The 21,272-nt window shown below is 68.0% G+C and carries 22 protein-coding genes; 3 read left to right on the top strand and 19 right to left on the bottom strand.

Annotated elements, in window-relative coordinates:
• Nucleotides 1-24 precede the first annotated feature (24 nt).
• Nucleotides 25-1,293, top strand: a complete 1,269-nt coding sequence (locus AC1MFL_RS18305) for a PrsW family intramembrane metalloprotease (RefSeq protein WP_479811758.1) — start codon at nucleotides 25-27, stop codon at nucleotides 1,291-1,293.
• A gap of 62 nt (nucleotides 1,294-1,355) precedes the next feature.
• On the opposite strand, the gene nusB is transcribed toward AC1MFL_RS18305, so the two are convergent.
• The 15 genes from nusB to AC1MFL_RS18230 form a co-directional block, all read right to left on the bottom strand.
• On the bottom strand, nucleotides 1,356-1,766 hold the full coding sequence (gene nusB, locus AC1MFL_RS18300) for a transcription antitermination factor NusB (protein WP_226761371.1): 411 nt from the start codon (nucleotides 1,764-1,766) through the stop codon (nucleotides 1,356-1,358).
• Entirely contained in the window at nucleotides 1,766-2,329 is a 564-nt protein-coding gene (gene efp / locus AC1MFL_RS18295; protein ID WP_056429593.1) for an elongation factor P, read from the bottom strand. The genes nusB and efp overlap by 1 nt, the downstream gene beginning before the upstream one ends.
• Nucleotides 2,330-2,509: 180 nt before the next feature.
• The gene (locus tag AC1MFL_RS18290; protein ID WP_479811755.1) at nucleotides 2,510-3,028 is read right to left on the bottom strand and encodes a tetratricopeptide repeat protein; all 519 of its coding nucleotides are present in this window, start codon (nucleotides 3,026-3,028) and stop codon (nucleotides 2,510-2,512) included.
• Nucleotides 3,028-4,119 carry a 3-dehydroquinate synthase gene (aroB, locus tag AC1MFL_RS18285; RefSeq protein WP_479811753.1) on the bottom strand — a complete coding sequence of 364 codons (1,092 nt, stop codon included), beginning with the start codon at nucleotides 4,117-4,119 and terminating at the stop codon, nucleotides 3,028-3,030. The genes AC1MFL_RS18290 and aroB overlap by 1 nt, the downstream gene beginning before the upstream one ends.
• Entirely contained in the window at nucleotides 4,116-4,709 is a 594-nt protein-coding gene (locus AC1MFL_RS18280; RefSeq protein WP_479811751.1) for a shikimate kinase, read from the bottom strand. The genes aroB and AC1MFL_RS18280 overlap by 4 nt, the downstream gene beginning before the upstream one ends.
• Before the next feature lie 11 nt (nucleotides 4,710-4,720).
• Complete coding sequence (gene aroC, locus AC1MFL_RS18275) at nucleotides 4,721-5,920, bottom strand: chorismate synthase (RefSeq protein WP_479811750.1); 1,200 nt, start codon at nucleotides 5,918-5,920, stop codon at nucleotides 4,721-4,723.
• Nucleotides 5,921-5,946: 26 nt separating this feature from the next.
• Complete coding sequence (locus AC1MFL_RS18270; protein ID WP_479811748.1) at nucleotides 5,947-6,870, bottom strand: shikimate dehydrogenase; 924 nt, start codon at nucleotides 6,868-6,870, stop codon at nucleotides 5,947-5,949.
• Nucleotides 6,867-8,603 carry an endolytic transglycosylase MltG gene (gene mltG, locus AC1MFL_RS18265; RefSeq protein ID WP_479811746.1) on the bottom strand — a complete coding sequence of 579 codons (1,737 nt, stop codon included), beginning with the start codon at nucleotides 8,601-8,603 and terminating at the stop codon, nucleotides 6,867-6,869. Before mltG ends, AC1MFL_RS18270 begins: the two co-directional genes overlap by 4 nt.
• Nucleotides 8,584-9,198: a Holliday junction resolvase RuvX gene (ruvX, locus tag AC1MFL_RS18260; protein ID WP_479811744.1), complete on the bottom strand. Its 615-nt coding sequence runs from the start codon at nucleotides 9,196-9,198 to the stop codon at nucleotides 8,584-8,586. Before ruvX ends, mltG begins: the two co-directional genes overlap by 20 nt.
• Nucleotides 9,199-9,208: 10 nt before the next feature.
• Nucleotides 9,209-11,887: an alanine--tRNA ligase gene (gene alaS / locus AC1MFL_RS18255; RefSeq protein ID WP_479811742.1), complete on the bottom strand. Its 2,679-nt coding sequence runs from the start codon at nucleotides 11,885-11,887 to the stop codon at nucleotides 9,209-9,211.
• A gap of 146 nt (nucleotides 11,888-12,033) precedes the next feature.
• Nucleotides 12,034-12,300 (bottom strand): DUF6167 family protein, encoded by a 267-nt coding sequence (locus tag AC1MFL_RS18250; RefSeq protein WP_479811741.1) that lies wholly within the window; start codon nucleotides 12,298-12,300, stop codon nucleotides 12,034-12,036.
• Between the two features lie 19 nt (nucleotides 12,301-12,319).
• Nucleotides 12,320-12,694 (bottom strand): DUF948 domain-containing protein, encoded by a 375-nt coding sequence (locus tag AC1MFL_RS18245; protein WP_479811739.1) that lies wholly within the window; start codon nucleotides 12,692-12,694, stop codon nucleotides 12,320-12,322.
• A 145-nt stretch (nucleotides 12,695-12,839) separates the two neighbouring features.
• Nucleotides 12,840-13,466 carry a 30S ribosomal protein S4 gene (gene rpsD, locus AC1MFL_RS18240; RefSeq protein WP_224046625.1) on the bottom strand — a complete coding sequence of 209 codons (627 nt, stop codon included), beginning with the start codon at nucleotides 13,464-13,466 and terminating at the stop codon, nucleotides 12,840-12,842.
• 195 nt (nucleotides 13,467-13,661) lie between these two features.
• Nucleotides 13,662-14,060: a cupin domain-containing protein gene (locus tag AC1MFL_RS18235; RefSeq protein WP_479811736.1), complete on the bottom strand. Its 399-nt coding sequence runs from the start codon at nucleotides 14,058-14,060 to the stop codon at nucleotides 13,662-13,664.
• A 210-nt stretch (nucleotides 14,061-14,270) separates the two neighbouring features.
• Nucleotides 14,271-15,725 (bottom strand): replication-associated recombination protein A, encoded by a 1,455-nt coding sequence (locus AC1MFL_RS18230; RefSeq protein WP_479811734.1) that lies wholly within the window; start codon nucleotides 15,723-15,725, stop codon nucleotides 14,271-14,273.
• A gap of 60 nt (nucleotides 15,726-15,785) precedes the next feature.
• Between AC1MFL_RS18230 and AC1MFL_RS18225 the strand changes: the two genes are divergently transcribed.
• Nucleotides 15,786-16,433 carry an acVLRF1 family peptidyl-tRNA hydrolase gene (locus tag AC1MFL_RS18225; RefSeq protein ID WP_479811732.1) on the top strand — a complete coding sequence of 216 codons (648 nt, stop codon included), beginning with the start codon at nucleotides 15,786-15,788 and terminating at the stop codon, nucleotides 16,431-16,433.
• Nucleotides 16,434-16,923: 490 nt separating this feature from the next.
• Here the strand turns inward: AC1MFL_RS18225 and AC1MFL_RS18220 are convergent, their stop codons facing one another.
• The 3 genes from AC1MFL_RS18220 to AC1MFL_RS18210 form a co-directional block, all read right to left on the bottom strand.
• A complete protein-coding gene (locus AC1MFL_RS18220) occupies nucleotides 16,924-17,154 on the bottom strand; it encodes a hypothetical protein (protein WP_479811730.1) in 231 nt (76 codons plus the stop codon).
• A 219-nt stretch (nucleotides 17,155-17,373) separates the two neighbouring features.
• Nucleotides 17,374-19,026, bottom strand: a complete 1,653-nt coding sequence (locus AC1MFL_RS18215; RefSeq protein ID WP_479811728.1) for an HNH endonuclease signature motif containing protein — start codon at nucleotides 19,024-19,026, stop codon at nucleotides 17,374-17,376.
• A gap of 159 nt (nucleotides 19,027-19,185) precedes the next feature.
• On the bottom strand, nucleotides 19,186-20,502 hold the full coding sequence (locus AC1MFL_RS18210; RefSeq protein WP_479811726.1) for an MFS transporter: 1,317 nt from the start codon (nucleotides 20,500-20,502) through the stop codon (nucleotides 19,186-19,188).
• Nucleotides 20,503-20,569: 67 nt separating this feature from the next.
• On the opposite strand from AC1MFL_RS18210, the gene AC1MFL_RS18205 reads away from it, so the two are divergent.
• Nucleotides 20,570-20,932: a ClpX C4-type zinc finger protein gene (locus AC1MFL_RS18205; protein WP_479811724.1), complete on the top strand. Its 363-nt coding sequence runs from the start codon at nucleotides 20,570-20,572 to the stop codon at nucleotides 20,930-20,932.
• A gap of 88 nt (nucleotides 20,933-21,020) precedes the next feature.
• Here AC1MFL_RS18205 and AC1MFL_RS18200 read toward each other — a convergent pair whose 3' ends face one another.
• On the bottom strand, nucleotides 21,021-21,272 hold the full coding sequence (locus AC1MFL_RS18200; protein WP_479811723.1) for a GNAT family N-acetyltransferase: 252 nt from the start codon (nucleotides 21,270-21,272) through the stop codon (nucleotides 21,021-21,023).

The following is a 21,272-nucleotide window of genomic DNA, read 5'->3' as shown; positions in this document are numbered from 1 at the left end:
TCACACGGACATAGGCTCGGGACCATGATGACGAACGAGCCGCCGCCGGGCCATGACCACCCGGGGTTCTCCCCCGGCGGCCGGCCCCCGCTTCCCCAGCAGGCCAACCCGACGTGGCTGGGGCAGGTCCGGCCGGAGGATTACCGGCCGGCTCCTGCCAGCCGCCACGGCCCGGGCCGGCCGGCACCCCTGCCCGCCCTCCCGCCGGCGCCGCGGGGCCGCCGCTCCGCCGGCGTCCTCGGGCTCGCGCTGGCCGGCGGTTTCCTCGCGTTCCTCAGCCTCTTCCTGGTGCTGCCGTTCCTGCTGGGCAGCACCGGGATTACCGGATTCGCCATCGGCTTTCTCGCCTCGCTGGTTCCGCTGGGTACAGTCCTGCTGACGGTGCGCTTCATCGACCGCTGGGAACCCGAACCCAGGGCGCTGCTGCTTTTCGCGTTTGTCTGGGGAGCCGTGGTCTCGGTTGCGGTGACGATGCTGCTCCAGCCCTACTTCTCGTTCGTGGCCGGACCGGCGTCCGGCCTGGACTACAAGACCTTCGCCGTGACGGTCCAGGCACCGGTGGTGGAGGAATTCGCCAAGTCCCTGGGACTGCTGTTGCTCCTGCTCTTCGCCCGGAAAAGCTTCGACGGACCGGTGGACGGTGTGGTGTTCGCCTTCACGATTGCGGCCGGCTTCGCGTTCACCGAGAACATCCTCTACTTCGGCCGTGCGATCGCCGAATCGAGCGAGCCGGGCACGGACCTCGCGGTGGTGTTCTTCCTCCGCGGGGTGATGTCACCGTTCGCGCACGCCATTTTCACGGGCACCACCGGGCTGGTCATGGGTTTCGCCGCGCGCCGCTGGAACAACGGGCTCTCCGTGCTCGCGTTCGCCGTCGGCCTCGTTCCCGCGATGCTGCTGCACAGCGGCTGGAACAGCATGGGGCAGAACTTCCTGGCCCAGTACCTGCTGGTGCAGGTGCCGATCTTCCTGCTGGCGGTCCTGGTCATCGTGCTGCTGCGGGTCGCCGAGCGCCGGCTCACCCGCCAGCGGCTCAGGGAATACGCGGCGGCGGGCTGGTTCACCGCGGCCGAGGTGGACATGCTGGGCACCGGCAGCGGACGGCGTTCCGCCCTGCGCTGGGCCAACTCCATCGGCCGCGGCCCGCAGATGAAGGCCCTGCTGCGTGCCGCCACCCAGCTCGCCTTCACCCGGCAGCGGATCCTCAGCGGCCGGGACGTGCCGGTGCACCAGCTCGATGAGCGCCGCCAGCTCGCCGAGATCGGCGCCCTCCGGGCCGCCGTCGTGGGCTGACCCGGAGAAACGCAAGAACCCCGCCGGGATGTTCCGGGCGGGGTTCTTTGGCGCGTCTGGCTTTAGGCGAGCAGCGAAGGCTTCAGCTGCTGCAGGCGGCCCAGCAGGCCGTTGATGAACGACGGCGACTCGTCCGTGGAGAGCGTCTTGGCAAGCGCCACGGCCTCGCTGACGGCAACGCCGTCGGGAACGTCGTCGTTGTAGAGCAGCTCCCAGGTGCCGATCCGCAGGATGATGCGGTCCACCGACGGCATCCGCTCCAGGGTCCAGCCCTGCGAATAGGTTTCCAGGAACTCGTCGATCGCGCTCTGGTGCGAGATGACGCCCTCGACGATTTCGAGGGTGTACGGGTTGACGATCTGGTCCGTCTGCTCCCGGCGGGACTTCAGCACATCGAACGCCGATACGGAACGCTGTTCCGCCTCGAAGAGAACATCCAGGGCCCGGTTACGGGCCTTACCGCGTGCACTCACTAGTCGTTGACCCGCCCGAGGTAGCTGCCGTCGCGGGTGTCGACCTTGACCTTGGTGTTGTTCTCGACGAACAGGGGCACCTGGATCTCGTATCCGGTTTCGAGCGTGGCGGGCTTGGTGCCGGCCGAGGAGCGGTCGCCCTGCAGGCCCGGTTCCGTGTAGGTGATCTCGAGCACGACGCTGGGGGGCAGCTCGATGTAGAGCGGGTTGCCCTCGTGGATGGCGATGTTGACCATCTGGTTCTCGAGCATGAAGTTGGTGGCGTCACCGACGGTTGCACCCGGGACGGTGAGCTGGTCGAAGTCGGTGGTGTCCATGAACACGAAGTCCGCGCCGTCCTGGTACAGGTACTGGTAGTCGCGGCGGTCAACCGTGGCGGTTTCGATCTTGAGTCCGGCGTTGAAGGTCTTGTCGACGACCTTGCCGGACATCACGTTGCGCATCTTGGTGCGTACAAACGCGCCGCCTTTGCCGGGTTTGACGTGCTGGAACTCGATGATGTTCCAGAGCTGGCCCTCAAGCTTAAGGACGGTTCCGTTCTTGATGTCGTTAGTGGTTGCCACTGTTTCCTCTGGTTTCGTTATTGGCTGCTGCTAGCTGCAGGCCGGTTATGCCAGGCAAGCATGCCGAACGGCCCGCCAGCGTGTATTTATCAAAAATCCAAGATCCATTCTACCGGTTTTGCGGGTCGGCTGCCCGACGGGCCCGCGCGGGGCCCCCGCGGCGGCCCTGGCTGCCCGGTGTCAGGAGGAGAGATCGAGGACGTACCGGGCGCGTTGCAGCGCCACCGTCGAGGCGTAGATCAGGGCGGCATCCGCGGACCCGGCGACGAACAGGTCCAGTGCCTTGGCGAAGCATTCGACGGCGGCGGCAGTGTTGCCGCTGGCGAAGTAGGACTGTCCGAGGTGCTGGCGGATGACGGGCTCGTCCGGGGTGCCGCGGGTCTCGGCCAGCAGCTGCCGGAACAGTTCGACCGCCCGGTCCAGCCGGTTGGAGACCCGAAGGACGTCCGCTTCGAAAATGCGCAGGCGCAGCGAGGAGGGGTCCTTGTAGCGGGCCTCGGCGAGCAGCTCGGCTGCTTCGGCGGCGTGGCCTTGAACGAGGCGCACGAAGATCAGGTCGCCGGGGTCGGTCGAGGCTGCCAGCGCTGCCGCGACGGCGTCCTCGTTGACGATCTGCGGCACCAGGGTGTCCGGGTTGATCCGGATCCCGGAAAACCCTCCGTCCGGCCAATCGCTGGTGCCGCCTGTGGAAATGGGCATCAGGAGGCGATCTCCTGGTACGCGGCGAACAGCAGCGAGGTGTCCGGGACGTCGAGGATTCCGGGGCGGGCCACGCCGTCGAGCACCACGAAGCGCAGCAGGTCGCCACGGGACTTCTTGTCCCGCCGCATGCCGTCGAGCAGGGCCTGCCAGCGGTCGCGCCGGTAGGTGATGGGCAGCCCGAGGCTTTCCAGGATGCTGCGGTGCCGGTCGGCGTCGGCGTCACTGAGGCGGCCGACGCTGCGCGCCAGTTCCGCGGCGAACATCATCCCGACGGAGACGGCGGCGCCGTGCCGCCAGGAGTAGCGCTCGACCAGTTCGATCGCGTGGCCCAGGGTGTGGCCGTAGTTGAGGATTTCGCGCTGGCCGGTTTCCTTAAGGTCCTCGGACACGACCCTGGCCTTCACCGTGATGGCGCGTTCGATGAGTTCCCGCACGGCGTCCGAACGGGGATCGGACACGGCGGCGGGATCGTTTTCGATCAGTTCGAGGATGGCGGGGTCTGCGATGAAGCCGCACTTGATGACCTCGGCCATGCCGGAGATGATTTCGTTTTTCGGCAGCGTGTCCAGGGTGTCGAGGTCCGCGAGGACACCGGCGGGCGGGTGGAACGCCCCGACAAGGTTCTTGCCTTCGGCGGTGTTGATGCCGGTCTTGCCGCCGACGGCGGCGTCCACCATGCCGAGCAGGCTGGTGGGCATGTGGATGACCTTGACGCCGCGCAGCCAGGTCGCGGCCACGAAGCCGGCCAGGTCCGTCACGGCCCCGCCGCCGACGGCGACGATGGCGTCCGAGCGGGTGAAGTCGTTCTGGCCCAGCACCTGCCAGCAGAAGGAGGCCACCTCGATGTGTTTGCCCTCCTCGGCGTCGGGGATCTCGGCGGTGAGTGCCGTGAACCCTGCGGTGGACAGTTCCTCCCTGACGGTGTCGCCGGTGAGGCGCAGCGCACGCGGGTGGATGACGAGGACGCGTTTGACCCGCTCCCCCAGCAGTCCGGGCAGGCCGGCCAGCAGGCCGCGGCCCACAACGACGTCGTAGTTCTCGCCGGGCGTCTGCCCGGTGACCTTGATGACTGTTGATTCAGTGATCACTTTTCAACTTCCTTTGTCGCCGCTGGCGTGGGTACGGCCGCGGTTCCCGCGGCGGCGTAGCCGCGCAGGGCATCTTCAATCCGGTGCGCGAGGTCCGGAACGGACCCGTTCCGCACGTCGATTACGAGGTCGGCCAACCGTTCGTAAACCGGCCGGCGGGTGGCGAACAGTGTCTTCCATCGCTCCATGGCGTCTCCGGCCAGCAGGGGCCGGCCCGAATTGCGGGCGATGCGTTCCGCCACCGTGTCGGCGTCGCACTGCAGGTAGACCACGGTGCAGCGTTCGAGCAGTTGCTGGGTGCCGGAGTCCAGCACGGCCCCGCCGCCGAGGGAGATGACCGTGTTGCTGCCCTGCGCGTCCTCGATGGCACGAGCGACGGCCCTGGCTTCCAGCTCCCGGAAGGCCTGCTCGCCGCGGCTGGCGAAGATCTCCGCGATGGATCCGTGGTTCGCGACAACCACGACGTCGGTGTCCACGAAGCAGGCTCCCAGATGCTGGGAAAGCTGGTGTCCGATGGCTGATTTGCCCACCGCCATCGGCCCGATCAGCGCGATGGGCCTGGCGGTCCTCCCGGCCGGCGCTGCCGGCATTCCAGCAGGCACTACCGGCCGATCGAGTCCAGGGACGCCGGAATGTTGTCCAGATAACCCTTGATGTTGCGGGCGGTTTCCTGCACGGAATCGCCGCCGAACTTTTCGGTGACCGCTTCGGCCAGGACAAGGGCCACCATGGCCTCGGCGACAACGCCGGCCGCGGGAACGGCACAGACGTCCGAGCGCTGGTGGTGGGCCTTGGCGGCCTCGCCGGTGCTGACGTCGACGGTCTTGAGCGCGCGGGGCACGGTGGCGATCGGCTTCATCGCGGCGCGGACGCGGAGCACGTCGCCGATGCTCATGCCGCCTTCGATGCCGCCGGCGCGGTTGGAGGTGCGGACGATCTTGCCGTCGGCGTCTTTCACGATCTCGTCATGCGCTGCCGAGCCGCGGCGGGAGGCGGTGAGGAAGCCGTCGCCGACCTCGACGCCTTTGATGGCCTGGATCCCCATCAGGGCGGCGGCCAGCCGTGAGTCGAGGCGGCGGTCCCAGTGGACGTAGCTGCCCAGTCCCGGCGGCAGCCCGTAGGCGAGGACCTCGACGACGCCGCCGAGGGTTTCGCCTTCCTTGTGCGCAATGTCGACCTCGGCGACCATGGCGTCGGAGGTTTCGCGGTCGAAGCAGCGCAGCGGGTCGGCATCGAGGGCCAGGACGTCCCGCGGCAGCGGCAGCGGCCGGCCTTCCGGGACGGCGGTGCTGGCGATTGAGACGGTGTGGGAGACCAGTTCGATGCCGAGCTGCCGCAGGAACGCGGACGCGACCGTGCCGAGGGCCACCCGGGTTGCGGTTTCACGGGCACTGGCGCGTTCCAGCACGGGACGTGCCTCGTCGAAGCCGTATTTCTGCATGCCGGTGAAGTCGGCATGCCCGGGGCGGGGGCGGGTCAGCGGGGCATTGCGGGCCTGGTCGGCGAGGATTTCCGGGGCGACGGGGTCCGCGGACATGATCTGTTCCCACTTGGGCCACTCGGTGTTGCCGACCTGGATGGCGACGGGGCCGCCCTGGGTGATGCCGTGGCGGACGCCGCCGAGGATCGTGACGGTGTCCTGCTCAAACTTCATCCGCGCGCCGCGGCCGTAGCCGAGCCGGCGGCGGGCCAGCGAATCGGCGATCCGGGCGCTGGTGAGTTCAACACCGGCGGGCACGCCTTCAATAATTCCGACCAGGGCCGGGCCATGGGATTCTCCGGCAGTCAACCAACGCAACATAAAATCCATCCTGCCATGTAAGGCGGTTAGAACACCCGTCGGGGTGCCCCGACTGCGTCACACATCACATCTATGACTTCCGCCGTCACGGCCTCGTCCAGGCCGGTGAAGTGGCGGACTTGTTCCACGGCCTGGTAGATGAGCATCTCCAGCCCGGGCACCACGGCGCCGCCGGCTGACTGCCAGGCTGAGGCGATCCGGCTGGGCCAGGGATCATAGGCGGCATCCAGCAGGACTCCGGACAGGCCCGGCCGGGTTTCCCGGTACGGCTGATCGGCGGGCCGGGCGAACAGCCCGGCCAGTTCCCCGGCCAGCGGGTCGGCGGCCCGGGGCGGCAGCGTGCTGATGACGACGTCGGCCGCTGCCATGGCTGCCGCTGCTTCGCTCATCGGGAGGACCCTGACCGGCATGCCCAGGGCGGCAGCGGCGGCCCGTGCCTCCGCGGCGCGGTTGACATCGCGGACAAAAATGTCCGCGCCCGGCGCGCCCAGTTCCTTCAGCGCCGCGATGGCGGCGGCTGAGGTTCCGCCTCCGCCCAGGACAACACCGGTGGGTGAGGACACGGCGCCCGCGTGCCGCAGCGCGTTGACGATGCCGGCGACGTCCGTGTTGTAGCCGACCAGCCGGGTGGAACCGGTGCTGTCCCCCGGCGCAGCGGGCTCAAACGCGACCGTGTTCACGACCCCGAGTTCGCGGGCAACCCCGCGGACCTCGTCGACCTCGCGGACCATGCCGGCCTTCAGCGGCATGGTGACCGACAGGCCGCGCCAGCTCTCCCCCTGCCGCACGTCTTCCCGGACCCGGGCCATAAAGGCCGGCAGCTCCGCCTCGGTCACATCGATCGCCGTGTAGTCCAGCGGCACGCCGAGATGGGCGTAGGCGGCCCGGTGCAGCGCGGGCGACTTCGAGTGGCTGATCGGGTGGCCCAGTACGGCGGCCCGGGGCGTCATATGCAGCGTCCGGGGTTGGCCTCACACCAGGAGTTGTACTTGGCCACGTAGGTGTTGTGCTCCGCCAGCGTCTTGGAGAACATGGTTTCCTTGGTGTCAAGGTTGATCGTCACCCAGTAGAGGTAGTCGTTCGTCTTGGGCTTGGCGGCCGCATCGATCGCTGTCTTGCCCGGGGAGCCGATCGGTCCCACCGGAAGACCCTGGTTGGCGTAGGTGTTGTAGGGGTTGGTTTTGTCGGCCTTCTGGTCCTCGTCAATGTGGAAGCTTTTGATGCCGAGCCCGTAGGTGACCGTCGCGTCGGACTGGATCAGCCCGTTGGTTTCGGTGTTGTCCGGCTTGAGCCGGTTGTAGATTGCGCCCGCCACATCGCCGTATTCGGCCTGGCCGCCCTCGGCCTGGACGATGCTGGCGACCGTGACGACGTCGTACTGTTTCGCGGGGTCCGTGACGCCCTGGGCCGTGAGTTCATCCAGGGTGCTGGTCACGAGTTTCTTCAGCACGTCCTTGGCCGGGGTTCCCAGCGGGAAACGGTGTTCGCCGGGGGCGAGGAAGCCCTCGAGGTTCTTGGCCTTCGCCGACACGCCGAACTGGCCGGGCGAATCGCTGAGCTCCTTGAGCTGGGCGACCGGAACGCCGGTGCCCTCGGAGATGGCCTGGAGCGATTCGTTGATCCTTAGCCCGGCGCTGAGGGCGAAGTACATGACCTTGGCCTTGTCCTTGTTCAGCAGCACGTTGACGGCGTCGGAGTTCTTCATTTCGGTGCGCATGGTGAATTCACCGGGGGCCAGCGCACCGCCGGAGGCCGCGAATTCCCGCAGGAAGGTGTCGGCGTTCGCGACCACCTTCTTTTCCTGGAGCTGCGTTGCCACCGATTTCGGACCGGCGCCCGCCGGGACGGTGATGGTGACCTCGCCGGTTCCGGGGCCCGGATAGTCGGCCACGGTGTCCCCGCCGAGGAGCGGCTTCAGGAACTGGGCGCCGACGGCGATCGCCACGATGAAAACGGTCAGGCTCAGCAGCAGCGCCAGGAAGCGGCGCCGGCGGCGGACCTTCTTGGACGGGCCCTTGGACGTGCGGATGGCGGCACCTTCGGCCAACACAAGGTGGCCGTCTTCCTCGTGGTGGTATTCGGCCGGGCGGTCATCCGCGGCCTCATAGACGTAATGGGCTTCGCCGTCGGGGTGGACGGCGGGGCCGCCGTGGACCCCGGCGTCATTCCGGGGTCCGTGGCCCGCCGCAGTGTCGGCTTCACCGTGGGCGGCGTCCCCGCGGACGACTCCGCCGGCGTACTCGTGCACCGGCTCTTCGTGGACGGGCTCTCCGTGGACGGGCTCTCCGTGGACGGGCTCTCCGTGGACGGGCTCTCCGTGGACCAGCTCGTGCAGCGCAACATCCTGGTGGACGGCCTCTTCGGGCACGGGCTCTTCGTGGACGGCCTCTTCGGGCACGGCCTCTTCGGGCACGGGCTCTTCGGGCACGGGCTCTTCGTGGACTTGTTCGTGATGCACGGTGGGGGCGGCCGCCGGGAGGTCAGGCGCGTCCGCAGCCTGGATCGGCTCGGACTGGACCGGCTGGGGGGTGTCCTCGCCAGTTTCGAAAGCCTGCGGCGGGATAGCGTCGTGACCCTGGGTCCCCTGGAACTTCTCCTGGGCCCTGATCTCTTTGCGGGTCAGCGGCCGGCCGGCGCCGCCGAAAGCCTCACCGGAGGGGTCGTCACTGTTGACCGGGCTCACTGTCGCCTTCCATTTTGGGCAGAATGCCTCGTGCAGAATGTGTGTCTAGTGCCGGACCGGCCTGAGCGCCATCCCCGGTTGGCCCCGGTGCGGACTCCGCGTAAACGCGGCTTCCGACCTCCGTCCCCTTGGCCTTTTGCATATCAATCGCATGTTGCAGGATACCTGCCGCCGCAACCTGATCAACTACCTTACGGTGATTCCGGCTGCTCATGCCAGCTTCGTGCAGGTTCCGGTGGGCAGTGACGGTGCTCAGCCGCTCATCGACCAGCCGCACCGGCGCCCCGGAACCACACTCCCCCAGTTTACCTGCCAGTAGCTTCGCGTAGTCAGTAGCCATCCGGGCCGAGGCATGCTCCTCGCCCTTCATCGTGCGCGGCAGGCCAACAAAGATCTCGACCACGCCGAGTTCCACGGCCAGGGCCGCGAGGATCCGCACGTCGGTGTTCTTCTTCACGTTGCGGTCCAGGGTGCGCAGGGGCGTGGCCAGGATGCCATCGGGGTCGCAGACCGCCACCCCCACCCTGACGGTGCCGACGTCCACCCCAAGTTTCACGCCCCTGGGGTAGTCGCCGGGCACGGCAGCTTCGTTCATGGAGGGTCCGTTACCGCCGGGTGATGGCGTCCACGACGGCGGCGAGGGCCGCGCCGACCTTGCCGGTGTCCGTGCCGCCACCCTGGGCGACGTCATCCTTGCCGCCACCGCCGCCGCCGAGAAGTCCGGCGGCGAGGCGCACGAGGGCGCCCGCCTTGACGCCGGCCGCGCGGGCGGCTTCGTTGGTGGCGATCAGGATGACCGGGCGGTCGTTGCTGACGCCGGCGACCGCAACTGCGGCCGGCTCGGAGCCGAGGCGGGTCCGCAGGTCCAGGGCCAGGCCGCGGAGGTCGTCCGCGCCGCTGACCTGTCCGGCGTCGTGCGCGATGACATTGACGCCGGCGGCATCCTTGGCGGTGCCGACGAGCTGCGCGGCTGCTGCCGTCAGCTGCTCGCGGCGCAGCCGCTCAAGTTCCTTCTCGGCAGTCTTGAGCTTGGTCAGGGTGGTGGCGATCCGGTCCGCGAGAAGGCCGGAGGGAACCTTGAGCAAATCGGTGAGTTCGGTGACGAGGGCGCGCTCGGCCGCGAGGTGCCTGAAGGCGTCCATGCCGACGAAGGCCTCGACCCGGCGGTTTCCTGATCCGACGGACTGTTCCCCGAGCAGGGACAGGCTGCCGATCAGCGAGGTGTTCTGAACGTGGGTTCCGCCGCAGAGTTCGCGGGACCAGGCGCCGTCGATTTCCACGACACGGACTTCATTGCCGTAGTTCTCCCCGAAGAGTGCCATGGCACCGAGGGCCTTGGCCTCGGCGAGGCCCATGATTTTGGTCTCCACCCGGTAGTTGTTGCGGATGGCGATGTTGGAGACTTCCTCGATCTCGGAGCGGGTGGCCGGGCTCAGGCCCTCGCCCCAGGCGAAGTCGAACCGCAGGTAGCCGGCTTTGTTGAAGGAGCCGCGCTGCAGCGCTTCCGGGCCGAGGATCTGGTGCAGGGCCGCGTGCACGATGTGCGTGCCGGTGTGGGCCTGCTCTGCGGCGTGCCGGCGTTCCCGGTCCACGGCGGCCTGGACGAGGGAGTCGGCGCCGATTTCGCCCTCTCGGACGATTGCCTTGTGCACGCTCAGGCCCTTGATGGGGCGCTGGACGTCGAGTACCTCGACGACGAAGCCGTCGCCGGTGATCAGCCCGGTGTCGGCGGCCTGGCCGCCGGCTTCGGCGTAGAACGGGGTCTCGGCAAGGACGAGTTCGATTTCCTCACCCGTGGAGGCCTGGGAGACCTTGCGGCCGCCGGCGAGGATGCCGCGGACCTTGGACTCGCCGCTCAGTTCGGTGTAGCCGGTGAAAACGGTTTCGCCGGCGGAAAGCAGTTCCTGGAAGGCGCTGAGGTCCGCGTGCGAGCCCTTCTTGCCCTTGGCATCGGCCTGGGCGCGCTGGCGCTGTTCGAGCATGAGCTTGCGGAACTCGGGCTCGTCGACCTTCAGTCCGGCCTCCTCTGCCATTTCGAGCGTGAGGTCGATCGGGAAGCCGTAGGTGTCATGCAGCGCGAAGGCGTCGGCGCCGGAGAGCGGCCGGCCGGCGGCCTGGGACTCCTTGACGGCGTCCTCCAGGCGGGCCGTACCGGACGCGATGGTGCGCAGGAACGCCTTCTCCTCGGCGTAGGCGATCCGGCTGATCCGGTCGAAGTCCGTCTCCACGATCGGGTAGACGCCCTTCATCGCGTCGCGGGAGGCCGGCAGCAGTTCCGGCAGGCAGGCCTTCTCGACGCCGAGCAGGCGCATCGAGCGCACGGCCCGGCGGATGAGGCGGCGCAGCACGTAGCCGCGGCCCTCGTTGGAGGGGGTGACGCCGTCGGCGATCAGCATGAGCGAGGAGCGGATGTGGTCGGCGACGACGCGCATCCGGACGTCGTCGGTGTGGTGCGGGTCCGCGGCGGATTCGGCGGAGGTGTATTCCCGGCCGGACAGGGCCGCAGCCCGGTCGATGACGGGACGGACCTGGTCCGTTTCGTACATGTTTTCCACGCCCTGGAGGATCATCGCGAGGCGTTCCATGCCGAGCCCGGTGTCGATGTTCTTCTGGGGCAGTTCCCCGGTGATGTCGAAGTCGACCTTGGAGCGGACATTGTCGATCTGGTACTGCATGAACACGAGGTTCCAGATTTCGACGTAGCGGTTCTCGTCGGCGATCGGACCGCCCTCGACGCCGTAGGCGGGGCCGCGGTCGTAGTAGATCTCGGAGCAGGGGCCGGCGGGGCCGGGCTGGCCGGTGGACCAGTAGTTGTCGGCCTTGCCCATCCGCTGGATGCGCCCGGCGGGCATGCCCGTGTTCTTGAGCCAGAGCTGCTCCGCCTCGTCGTCCTCTTCATAGACGGTGACCCAGAGGTGCTCGGGCGGAAGCCCGTAACCGCCGTCGTCCACGCTCGTGGTGAGCAGTTCCCAGGCGAACTTGATGGCGTCTTCCTTGAAGTAGTCGCCGAAGGAGAAGTTCCCGCACATCTGGAAGAAGGTGCCATGGCGGGCCGTCTTGCCGACTTCCTCGATGTCGCCGGTCCGGATGCATTTCTGCACGCTGGTGGCTCGCTTGTAGGGCGCTTCCTCACGGGCCGTCAGGTACGGGATGAACGGGACCATGCCGGCGACGGTGAACAGCAGGGACGGGTCGCTGGAGACCAGCGAGGCGGAGGGAACCGCCGTGTGGCCCTTACTGACAAAAAAGTCGATCCAGCGCTTGGTGATCTCCTGCGACTTCATGAGCTGATTACATACCCTTCAATATTCACTGCGTCTGTTGTTGCGTCTGCGGTTGCGCGCGTGGTCCGCGGAACGGTGTGCTCCGGCCGTCGGCCGTTCCGGCGGCCCCTTTTGCGGGTGCCGCCTTCTTTCTCATTCTCTCCCGGCTAGCGCCGGACTGCATCCCGGCCGGCGGGGCCGTGGCCGATGGCCTTCTCCAGGCCGGCGTCGATGCCAAGGGCGGAGCGGAGTTCAGTCTCCCGCTCGTTCATGCCCTCGCGGACCGCGTCGGCGAAGTCGTAGAAACCGTCGGCGAGCCGGCCCACCGCACGGTTAAGGCCCTCGGGGCCAAGGTTGGACTGCGCTTCAGTGAACTTGCGGAACGCGATGACGCCGATGGCGACGCCGATTCCCATCCAGATGATTCTGTTCATGTCAGGTTCTCCAGCTGGGTTAGCGGCTGCGGCGGCCGGTGGCGGGCTTCTTGCGGGCGGTGAAGGCCGAGCGGACGCCGTAGCTGAAGGAAGCGACCTTGATCAGCGGCGAGCCCACGGTGGCGGCCATGAGGGAGGACAGCGCAGAGATGTTGGCGGAAGCGTCCGAGACGTTGTTCGCGATGCCGTCGACCTTCTTCAGCTGCTCATTGGTGGTGGAGACGGTGGCGGTGACTTCGTCCATAAGCGGTGTGGCGCCGTCGCTGATCGAACGGATGGAGGTCCGCACTTCGTCGAGCACTCCCCCGAGTTTCAGAATCGGCACGGCCAGCAGCAGGACGAGCAGTGCAAACACTCCGGCCGCGATCAGGCCGGCAATATCGCCACCAGTCATAGTCGTTCATCTCCTTGTTGCGTTGTGTCCCTGCGGGCGCCTCCGGCTGACACAGCCGGCAACCGCAGAAGTCCCCCAAGTACCTTACATACAAAGAAGCCCGCGGCGCTTGCCACGGGCTTCTTTGTAAGGTGTCGCGTTGGATCTAGCGTGCGTAGAATTCCACGACGAGCTGCTCTTCGCAGGTCACGGGGACCTCGGAGCGCTTCGGGCGACGGACCAGGCGTGCCTGCAGGGCGTCAAGCTTGACGTCCAGGTATGCCGGAACCATCGGCAGGACGTCGCGGTGAGCGCCGGCTGCTGCAACCTGGAACGGAGGCATGGTCTCGCTGCGGCTGTGAACGTGGACCAGCTGGCCCTCAGAGACGCGGAAAGACGGGCGGTCAACGCGGATGCCGTCGACCAGGATGTGGCGGTGGACAACCAGCTGGCGGGCCTGGGCGATGGTGCGGGCGAAGCCTGCACGCAGCACGAGGGCGTCGAGACGCATTTCGAGCAGTTCGATCAGGTTTTCACCGGTCAGGCCCTTGGTGCGGCGTGCTTCTTCGAAGGCACGGGTCATCTGGGCTTCGCGGATGCCGTACTGGGCGCGCAGACGCTGCTTTTCGCGCAGACGTACGGCGTAGTCGGAGTCCTGCTTCTTGCGGGCACGGCCATGCTCACCGGGGCCGTACGGACGGCGCTCCATGTACTTGGCGGCCTTGGGGGTCAGAGCGATACCGAGTGCACGCGAAAGGCGTGCGGTCCGGCGAGCACGAGTGTTGTTAGCCACTTGTGTCCTTCCAATATCTGCGGTGTGTCAGTGTTACTGGCCTCCATAATGGAGAGCATCGGCCAACCGCTGCCTTTTGCTACTGGGCACAGGACAAACCCATCTCAACAGCGTGAAATGCTGACATCAGGTGGATTGTGCGTCTGTGCCTTGCCAGACAACGAATAACCTTACCATGTCGGGGCCCGCGGCCCGTCAGGTCCTCGCGTGCATGCCCTTGCTGCTGCGCCGCCCGAAGGATGCAGCACCGAGGAATTCCACCGCCACAAAGGCGTCGGGCCCGATGACCCGTTCATCATGGCCGGGCGGGATCGCGTAGGTGTCGTTGGCGCGGATCGTGGAGCGCAGCCCCCCGGAGGATTCGACTTCCATCTCCCCCGAGATGCAGAACCCGAGATGGTGGTGCTGGCACAGCTCGGTCTGCTCGAAGGGTCTGACGGACTCGGACCACCGCCAGCCCGGGCCAAGGATCAGCCGTGCCACCGAGTAGTCGTTCACGGTGACAAGGTCGAATTCGGCGTTGTCCGGGCAGCGTTTCCTGTCCGGCACATCGAACGACTTGACTGCCAGGGCTGTGACGAAATTTACGGACATGCGAGACGACCTTGGAGTGTGGGCGAAGCGGCCCGGTGTGGAACCAGGCTGCTGGGGGCCGGCCGCCGACCTGAGGTCCGGGAAGCGAAGATCCGGCAAAGTGTGCCGCTGTCCCCGGTCGGGGCGGACACGTTCAGCAGGTCCTTGCTGACTTAAGTCCACGTTAGACCTCACGGACGCGAAGTCAACGTCCAATTTTCCGCCCGCAGCTTACTTGCCCCGGATGATCCTGCGCAGCCGTTCCAGCCGGGTGGAGATGTCCCGCTCGGCGCCGTTGCCGGTCGGCTCGTAGTAGTTGCGTCCCACCAGGTCGTCGGGCGGATACTGCTGGGTGGCCACCGAGTGCGGCGCGTCGTGGGCGTATTTGTAGCCCTGCCCGTGGCCCAGCTGCTTGGATCCCGGGTAGTGTGCGTCGCGCAGGTGGGCGGGGATGCCGTTGCCGAGGCCGGCGCGGACGTCGGCGATCGCCTGGTTGATCCCCAGGTAGGCGGCGTTGGATTTGGGCGCGGTGGCGAGGTGCACCACGGCCTCGGCCAGGATGATGCGGCCCTCCGGCATGCCGATCAGCTGCACCGCCTGGGCGGCAGCGACGGCGGTCTGAAGCGCCGTCGGGTCCGCCATGCCGACGTCCTCGGCCGCGGAAATGACGATGCGCCGGGCCACGAACTTCGGGTCTTCCCCCGCCTCGAGCATCCGGGCGAGGTAGTGCAGGGCGGCGTCGACGTCGGAACCCCGGATGGACTTAATGAAGGCGCTGGCGACGTCGTAGTGCTGGTCGCCGGCGCGGTCGTAGCGCACCGAGGCGACGTCGAGGGCCCGCTCCGTGTGCCGGAGTTCGATCTTAACCGGGGCTTCCCCGGCCGCCCCGGCAGCTGCGCCGGACACCACCGCGTCAGTGTCGTCCGCGTCACCGAAGGCGACGCCGGCTGCCGCCTCGAGCGCGGTCAGTGCCCGGCGGGCGTCCCCGCCGGAGAGCCGGACCAAGTGCGCGAGGGCCTCGCCGCTGAGTTCCACCTTGCCGCCGAGCCCGCGGGGGTCCGCCGCGGCCCGCAGCAGGAGGGCCTCGACGTCGGCATCGGTGAGCGGTTTGAGGGTCAGCAGCAGCGACCGGGAGAGCAGCGGGGAGACCACCGAGAAGGAGGGGTTTTCGGTGGTCGCGGCCACCAGGACAACCCAGCGGTTCTCGACGCCGGGCAGCAGGGCGTCCTGCTGGGCCTTGTTGAAGCGGTGGATTTCGTCCAGGAACAGCACGGTGGTGGTCTTGAAAAGGTCCCGGGCGGTGAGGGCTTCGTCCATGACGCGGCGGACGTCCTTGACCCCGGCAGTGATGGCGGAGAGCTCGACGAACTTCCGGCCGGGGCCCTTGGCGATGACGTGCGCGAGCGTGGTCTTGCCGGTGCCGGGAGGCCCCCAGAGGATCAGCGAGCTGGGACCCGCGGGTCCGGTTGCGTCCGTGCCGGCGGCGAGCTGGCGCAGCGGCGAGCCCTGGCCCAGGAGGTGCTGCTGGCCCACGACGTCATCGAGCGTCCGGGGCCGCATCCGGACCGCAAGCGGGCTGCGCGGCGAGGCGGCACGCCGGGCGGAGCCCGCGTCGGCCGTGTCTTCGGCGTCGCCGTCATCTTCGACAGCGGCGCTGTCCCGTCCTGCGCCAAAGAGATCATCCACATAGATAGGCTACTTCTAGTTCCCGCCCGCCCCGACACCCCCACAACGGAGACCCGCGCCATGGCAAGCACCGAAACCCGCGTGGCGTTCGTCTCCGGCGCCCGGCTGCCGGGCTGGGTGGAGCGCTTCGCGGCGAGCCACGGCGGCCTGACCGAGGAGGAGCTCGACGCCGGGCTGCAGCTGCGTGCGGCGGACGGGGCCGTGGCCCTGCTGCAGGCGCCGTGGCCGGCGGACGGCCGTCCCGGGCGCGGCGGTGACGCAGTGTCCCGGCTCGCGTCGCTCGCCGGGCAGCCCCGGTGTATCGGGGCCGTGCTGGTCCGCCGGGGTGGCTATTCGGTGGCTGTGATCAGCGGCGGGGCCGTGCTCGCATCCAAGACCGGCACCCGGCATGTCCAGTCCCGGACGGCAGCGGGCGGCTGGTCCCAGCAGCGCTTTGCCCGGCGGCGCGCAAACCAGGCCGATGCCCTGGTCGAGGCCGTGGCGGACCACGCCGCCCGGATCTTCGCGGATCACCGGATCGAGTATCTGGCGCCCGGCGGCGACCGGACCCTGGCCGAGCAGGTCCTCGCCGAACCGGTGCTGAAGCAGTACGCTGCACGGCCGCGGCTGGCCTTCCTGGACGTCCCGGATCCGCGCGCTGCGGTCCTGAAGAAAGCGGCCGCGGATCTGTGCGCGGTGCGGATCCTGGTGACGGACCCGCCGGCGTAGCAGCGGCCGCCGTTCCATCCGCGAAGTCAGCTGACGGGCGACGGCGCCTGCCGATCTGGGGTTGCCGTCCGGCCCTCACCGGTGCTGGGGAGATGAGTTTCTTGGGGGCCGGAAATCGGTCAGGCCCCCAATGGTGTCGACGTCGGCGGCGCGTCCCTTGCAGAGATAGTCCGCGGCGAACTTGCCTCCGGCGGGGCGCCGCGCTCGATCACCTGGTCGTCGTGGGGAACCCGGCGGTCTGCAGCCGGACGCCGTGCTGCACGGCCCAGAACCAGGGAATTTCCGGGTCCGCGGCGGACTGGCCGGGATGTGCGAAGCTATCCTGTCGGCCTGGGCAAGCGCGTTCTGGATGGCTTCGAGGCGTTGGCCGGCGCCGTCGCACGGTCCTGGAATTCGAGCGCCAGCCAGCAGACGGGCATGTTGGGTGTCATTACCGGAACTGGAACCCGGACATCACCGCACTTCCACTTCCTGCGGTGGAGCCTGAGTCCTATTTGGCGGGGGTTGCAGGGAGGCGCGAGGCACAAACTATGGCGGCGACGATCTCCACGAGACTTAATGCCCGAACCAATTCAGGATGTTGGGCCCACATGCGCATGTACTTGCGCCAGGGCTCGGGGCCGAGATCCCACCGGGTTGAGTGCTGCACCGGAAACAACGCTCCGAGGACACCGTCACCGATGGCCATCATTGCCACGGATTCTGCAATTACAACTTTCATGAGGAGCCTCCTTGAAGTGCAGCCAGGGATGACCGGTCGGGCATCCTGGACGAAGCCGGGGCACGTGCCCCTCGTTCGATTATTCGCCAGCCGCGATCAGCGCTCCAAGGGCTGAAGGACCCTGTCCCCGCGTGGCCAGCACGTGGCGGGTGGCTAGCGCTTGACGCCGGGGAAACACCACCAGTCTGGCCGCCGGCCCGAACGTGTGCCCCGAGTCGTTCAGGCGGAGTGGATCAGTGAGGATTCGGGGTAGGCGTCGTCGCGTGGCTCTGGCCAGTAAAGGTCCTCCGGGTATACCGGATCTTCCGGCTCCGCGGCGGGGAATCCGTGTGCGGCCGTGAACAGGTGCCAGTCCGGGAAGGGGTCTTCGGGCAGTGCCTGGTCCGCGTCCGCATCCAGGTCCGGGAACGTGAACGTGAACGTGTCCGTGTCCGTGTCCGTGTGCGTGTTCGCGTCGGTGGGTGTGGTCAGGAGGCCGGGTGGCCAGTGGGGTGGTTCCCAGTCCTGTTCTTCGCTGGGGTAGTACCGTCCCGAGGGTGAGGTCCACCCCGGTGGTTTGTCTTTGCTGGCCCCGGAGGGTGTCCACGCCGAGCCGTGTTTGAGTCTGTGGTGTCTGGGGCAGGGCTGGCCGTTGGAGATCCCGGTGGTCCCTCCGTCGGCCCAGGCCAGGAGATGGTCCGCGTCGTTATCCAGCGAGGCGTTGTTGCAGCCCGGGAACGGGCACTTCCCGTCGCGCAGGCGCAGCCACCGGCGCTGGGCTTTGGTGAGGCGGTAGCGGGTCCGGCCGATTTCCATCGGGGCCCCGTCCCGCGGGTCGGTCAGGACCCGGTAGAACGACCCTGCACCCTCGGCGATGAGGCGCCGGGCCATCGAGGGCGGGATCGGCCCGTACCCGTCCAGGACCGCCGGCTCCCCGGTCACGCCCAGCAGCGACAGGACCGGGACCGTGACCAGGACCTGCGCCCGCGGCACCGGAACATCCCCGCACCCGGCCCCCGTGTCCCCGCCCAGCCCGGTGCCGGCGAGAAGCAGGGTCGCGGCGATGTCGGCGCGCAGCTGGGCCAGGGTGCGGGCCTCGCCGGGGCCCTGCAGGGCCCGGGCGGCCGCGGTGGTCCGGTCCCAGATCCCCGCAGCGGTATCCGCCGGCAGATACGCGGAGAACCAGGCCATCCCGTCCCGGTCCGGGAGGAACTCCACCCGCCGGTCCGCGGCACCCTTGGTATGGCGTTTCTCGATGCTGACGGGGTGGTGGCGTTCCCGCCAAACACGTGTTTTGGCCCGGAACCGTCCCGGGACAAGCTCCCCGGCCGGACACCCACGGGCCGGGTTCGGTGCGTGCGCGTCCAGGAAGTGCGCTTCCAGCCCCGCCGCCCCGGCCCGGTCCAGGTTGGTGGTTTCATCGACCATGATCCGGGCGTGCTGCCAGGAGATCGTCCCGGCCTGCAGCGCCGCCAGGGTCAGCGGCAGCGACGTGGTCAGTGCCTGGCAGTCGCCCAGGAACGCATCCGCGGTCCGTTCGCTGACGGTCAGGACACCGGCGACCTCCGCGGTCACGGCCATATCCTGGACGGAGTCCAGCAACGACGCCGGCGTCAGGGCCCTGGTGGCCTGCACGTATTCCGCGGCCCACCGCACCTTCAACGCCGCCGTCCCCGCCTCCAGCCGCGCCACCCCCGCCAACGCATCCAGGCAATCATCGGCCAGATCCCGCAACGGATCGATGCCCCGGAACGGATCCGTGTCCCGCGGCTGCGCGCCGTCCGCGCCGGTGCCGGTGCCGGTGCCGGTGAACGCAGCAAGCGCAGCAACCGACGCCGCGACGGCCTCAAAAGCCGCCCTGCACTCCGCACTCCATACTGTCCGGCTATCCACACTTTCAGAATAGAGGGAGCCTCCGACAAAAAACCGACACCGGCTCTGCGTGCCAGCCCGGCACCGGAACCGCCGTCCGGCCCGGCGTCCCGTTGCCTTGCCCGTGCCTCAGCAGCCCACGATCACCTGGGTTCCACCAGCACATGACCAGCATGATCGTCAGCCGGCAAGTGGGAGAACTGACGAGTCGGAACCTACCGGGAATTCCGTCCAGGTCCGCATCGGCGAGAGTGCGATTGGGACCGTGGAGACGCCGGCGAGCAGTGCCCAGATCCAGAGCACCGGTTGGACACCTATCCATGCGGCCAGTGCGCCACCGGCAAGGCTGGCGATCGGCATGATTCCGAGGGTGAAAAGTCTGCTGCTGGCCATGACTGTTCCGAGCCTGCGGGACTGTGCAATGCGCGGAATGATTCCGGCCCCGGCTACCGAGATGACCACGACCAGGAAGGCCCATCCGGACGCGGAAACGCCGAGCCAGAGTGCCGGGAACCATGGAAGGACCGGGGCAAGGGGCATTAGCGCGACAGCCGGGACGCAGGCGATGCCAGCGAGAATCCTGGTCCTTCCGATGCCGAGCCGGGTCAGAATCGCTGGCGCGGAGAAGGAGGCGACGAGGCCACCCATGGCAGCGAATGTGCTGAGCAGCGCGAAAGCGGCGGGGCTGAGCCCCAGGACATTGAGGGCGTATACCGCCGTGGCGGCGCTGCCGAACATGGTGGCAGCGTTAAGGATCATTCCCGACAGGAAAAGGCCCCGGAGCACCGGATGGTAAATGGTAAAGGACAAGCCGGCCCGGGCCGCAAGCCAGAATCCCCCGCGCTCCCGGTCTGGCATCATCTCCTCATCGACGTGGATGCCCGTGAGGGCCAGCGCGGACAGGACGTAGGAGATCCCGGCCGTGACCAGCGCAAACGGTGCGGCGATCGCACTGAGCAGCACCCCGGTCAGGGAAGGGGAGCCGACGGCGACCGCGCTGGCCGCCGACTGCAGCCCGGCATGGGCGTCGCTGATTCGATCCCGGCCCACCACCGACGGCACGAACGCTCCCTGTGCCGTCGTAAAGACCACATCGGCGACGCTGATCAATGCCACGCAGACCAGCAGGTGGCCGATTGTCATGGCCCCGGCAATGAAAGCCCCCGGAATACTCAAGACCACCAACGCCCGGAACACATCCGCGCTAATCATCAGCCTGCGCCGACGCAGCCGGTCCACCCAGACACCGATCGGCAGGCCCAGGACAAGGAACGCACTCATGCCGAGCGCATTAATGATCCCCACCTCCCAGGCGCCGGCACCGAGCGTCGAGACAGCAATGATCGGGATCACGACCCGGCTGGCTTCGTCCCCGGCGCTTTCCAAGGCAGTGGCAGTCCACAACTTCCGGAATGCAGCCAACCGCAGGAGCGGCGTCCCGATGGGTGGACGGGCTCCGGCGGCTGCAGCACTTTGTAAGGTCACGCCTGACAACATGTCAGGATTAACCTGACAAGTCAACTATGCTGAACATTGATAGCCGACCACCCGTAAGGGGAATGCCGTGGAACTGGAACAGCCGCTGACTCACCCCATGATGTGCAGCTTCTGCGCGGGTCCGGCCAGCGCTTCCCGTCGATTGGTGGCGGGCCCAGGCGTTGCCATCTGCCAGGACTGTGCAGCCGCAGCCATGGAACTGTTCAGCAGCACAGCAAGATCGGAGTCCGTGGCTCCCCTGGCCCCACTGACTGATGACCAACTACTCGCGCACCTGCCGGAAGTCGCCGCCATCGCCTCGCAGGTCGAAGAGCGACTGAGCGCCTGGGTCGGTACCGCGCGTGAACGGAGAATCAGCTGGGCGCGCATTGGCGCGGCCCTGGGAATGACCAGGCAATCGGCGTGGGAGCGCTTTCAGCCGCCGCGCTGACAGTCCCCGCGCAGGTGGGCGCGCCCTGAGCAATCCAGTCGCACGTCCCTGGGTACAACGCCGCCGGTCTGGACTGGTGCACCCTGGCTCAGGTGCTCAGCCCACCGGGCGTGATCCAGTAACGCAGCACAGCGCCGCGGCCGGCGGCATCCTCGAGGATGCCACCCTGGCGCAGAATCGTCTTCGCCGAGGCGGTGTTCTCAGTCCCGCAGACAACCAGCACGCACGCCATGCCGAGGGCCCCCGCCTCGCAGACCATCCAGCCGAGAGCCCAGGCGGCCAGTCCGCGCCGGCGCGCGGACGGCCGGATACCATATCCGATGTGTCCGGCCCACGGCAC

Source organism: Arthrobacter sp. BG3 (genome assembly GCF_056680185.1).
This window is presented reverse-complemented; position numbering and strand designations above follow the sequence as displayed.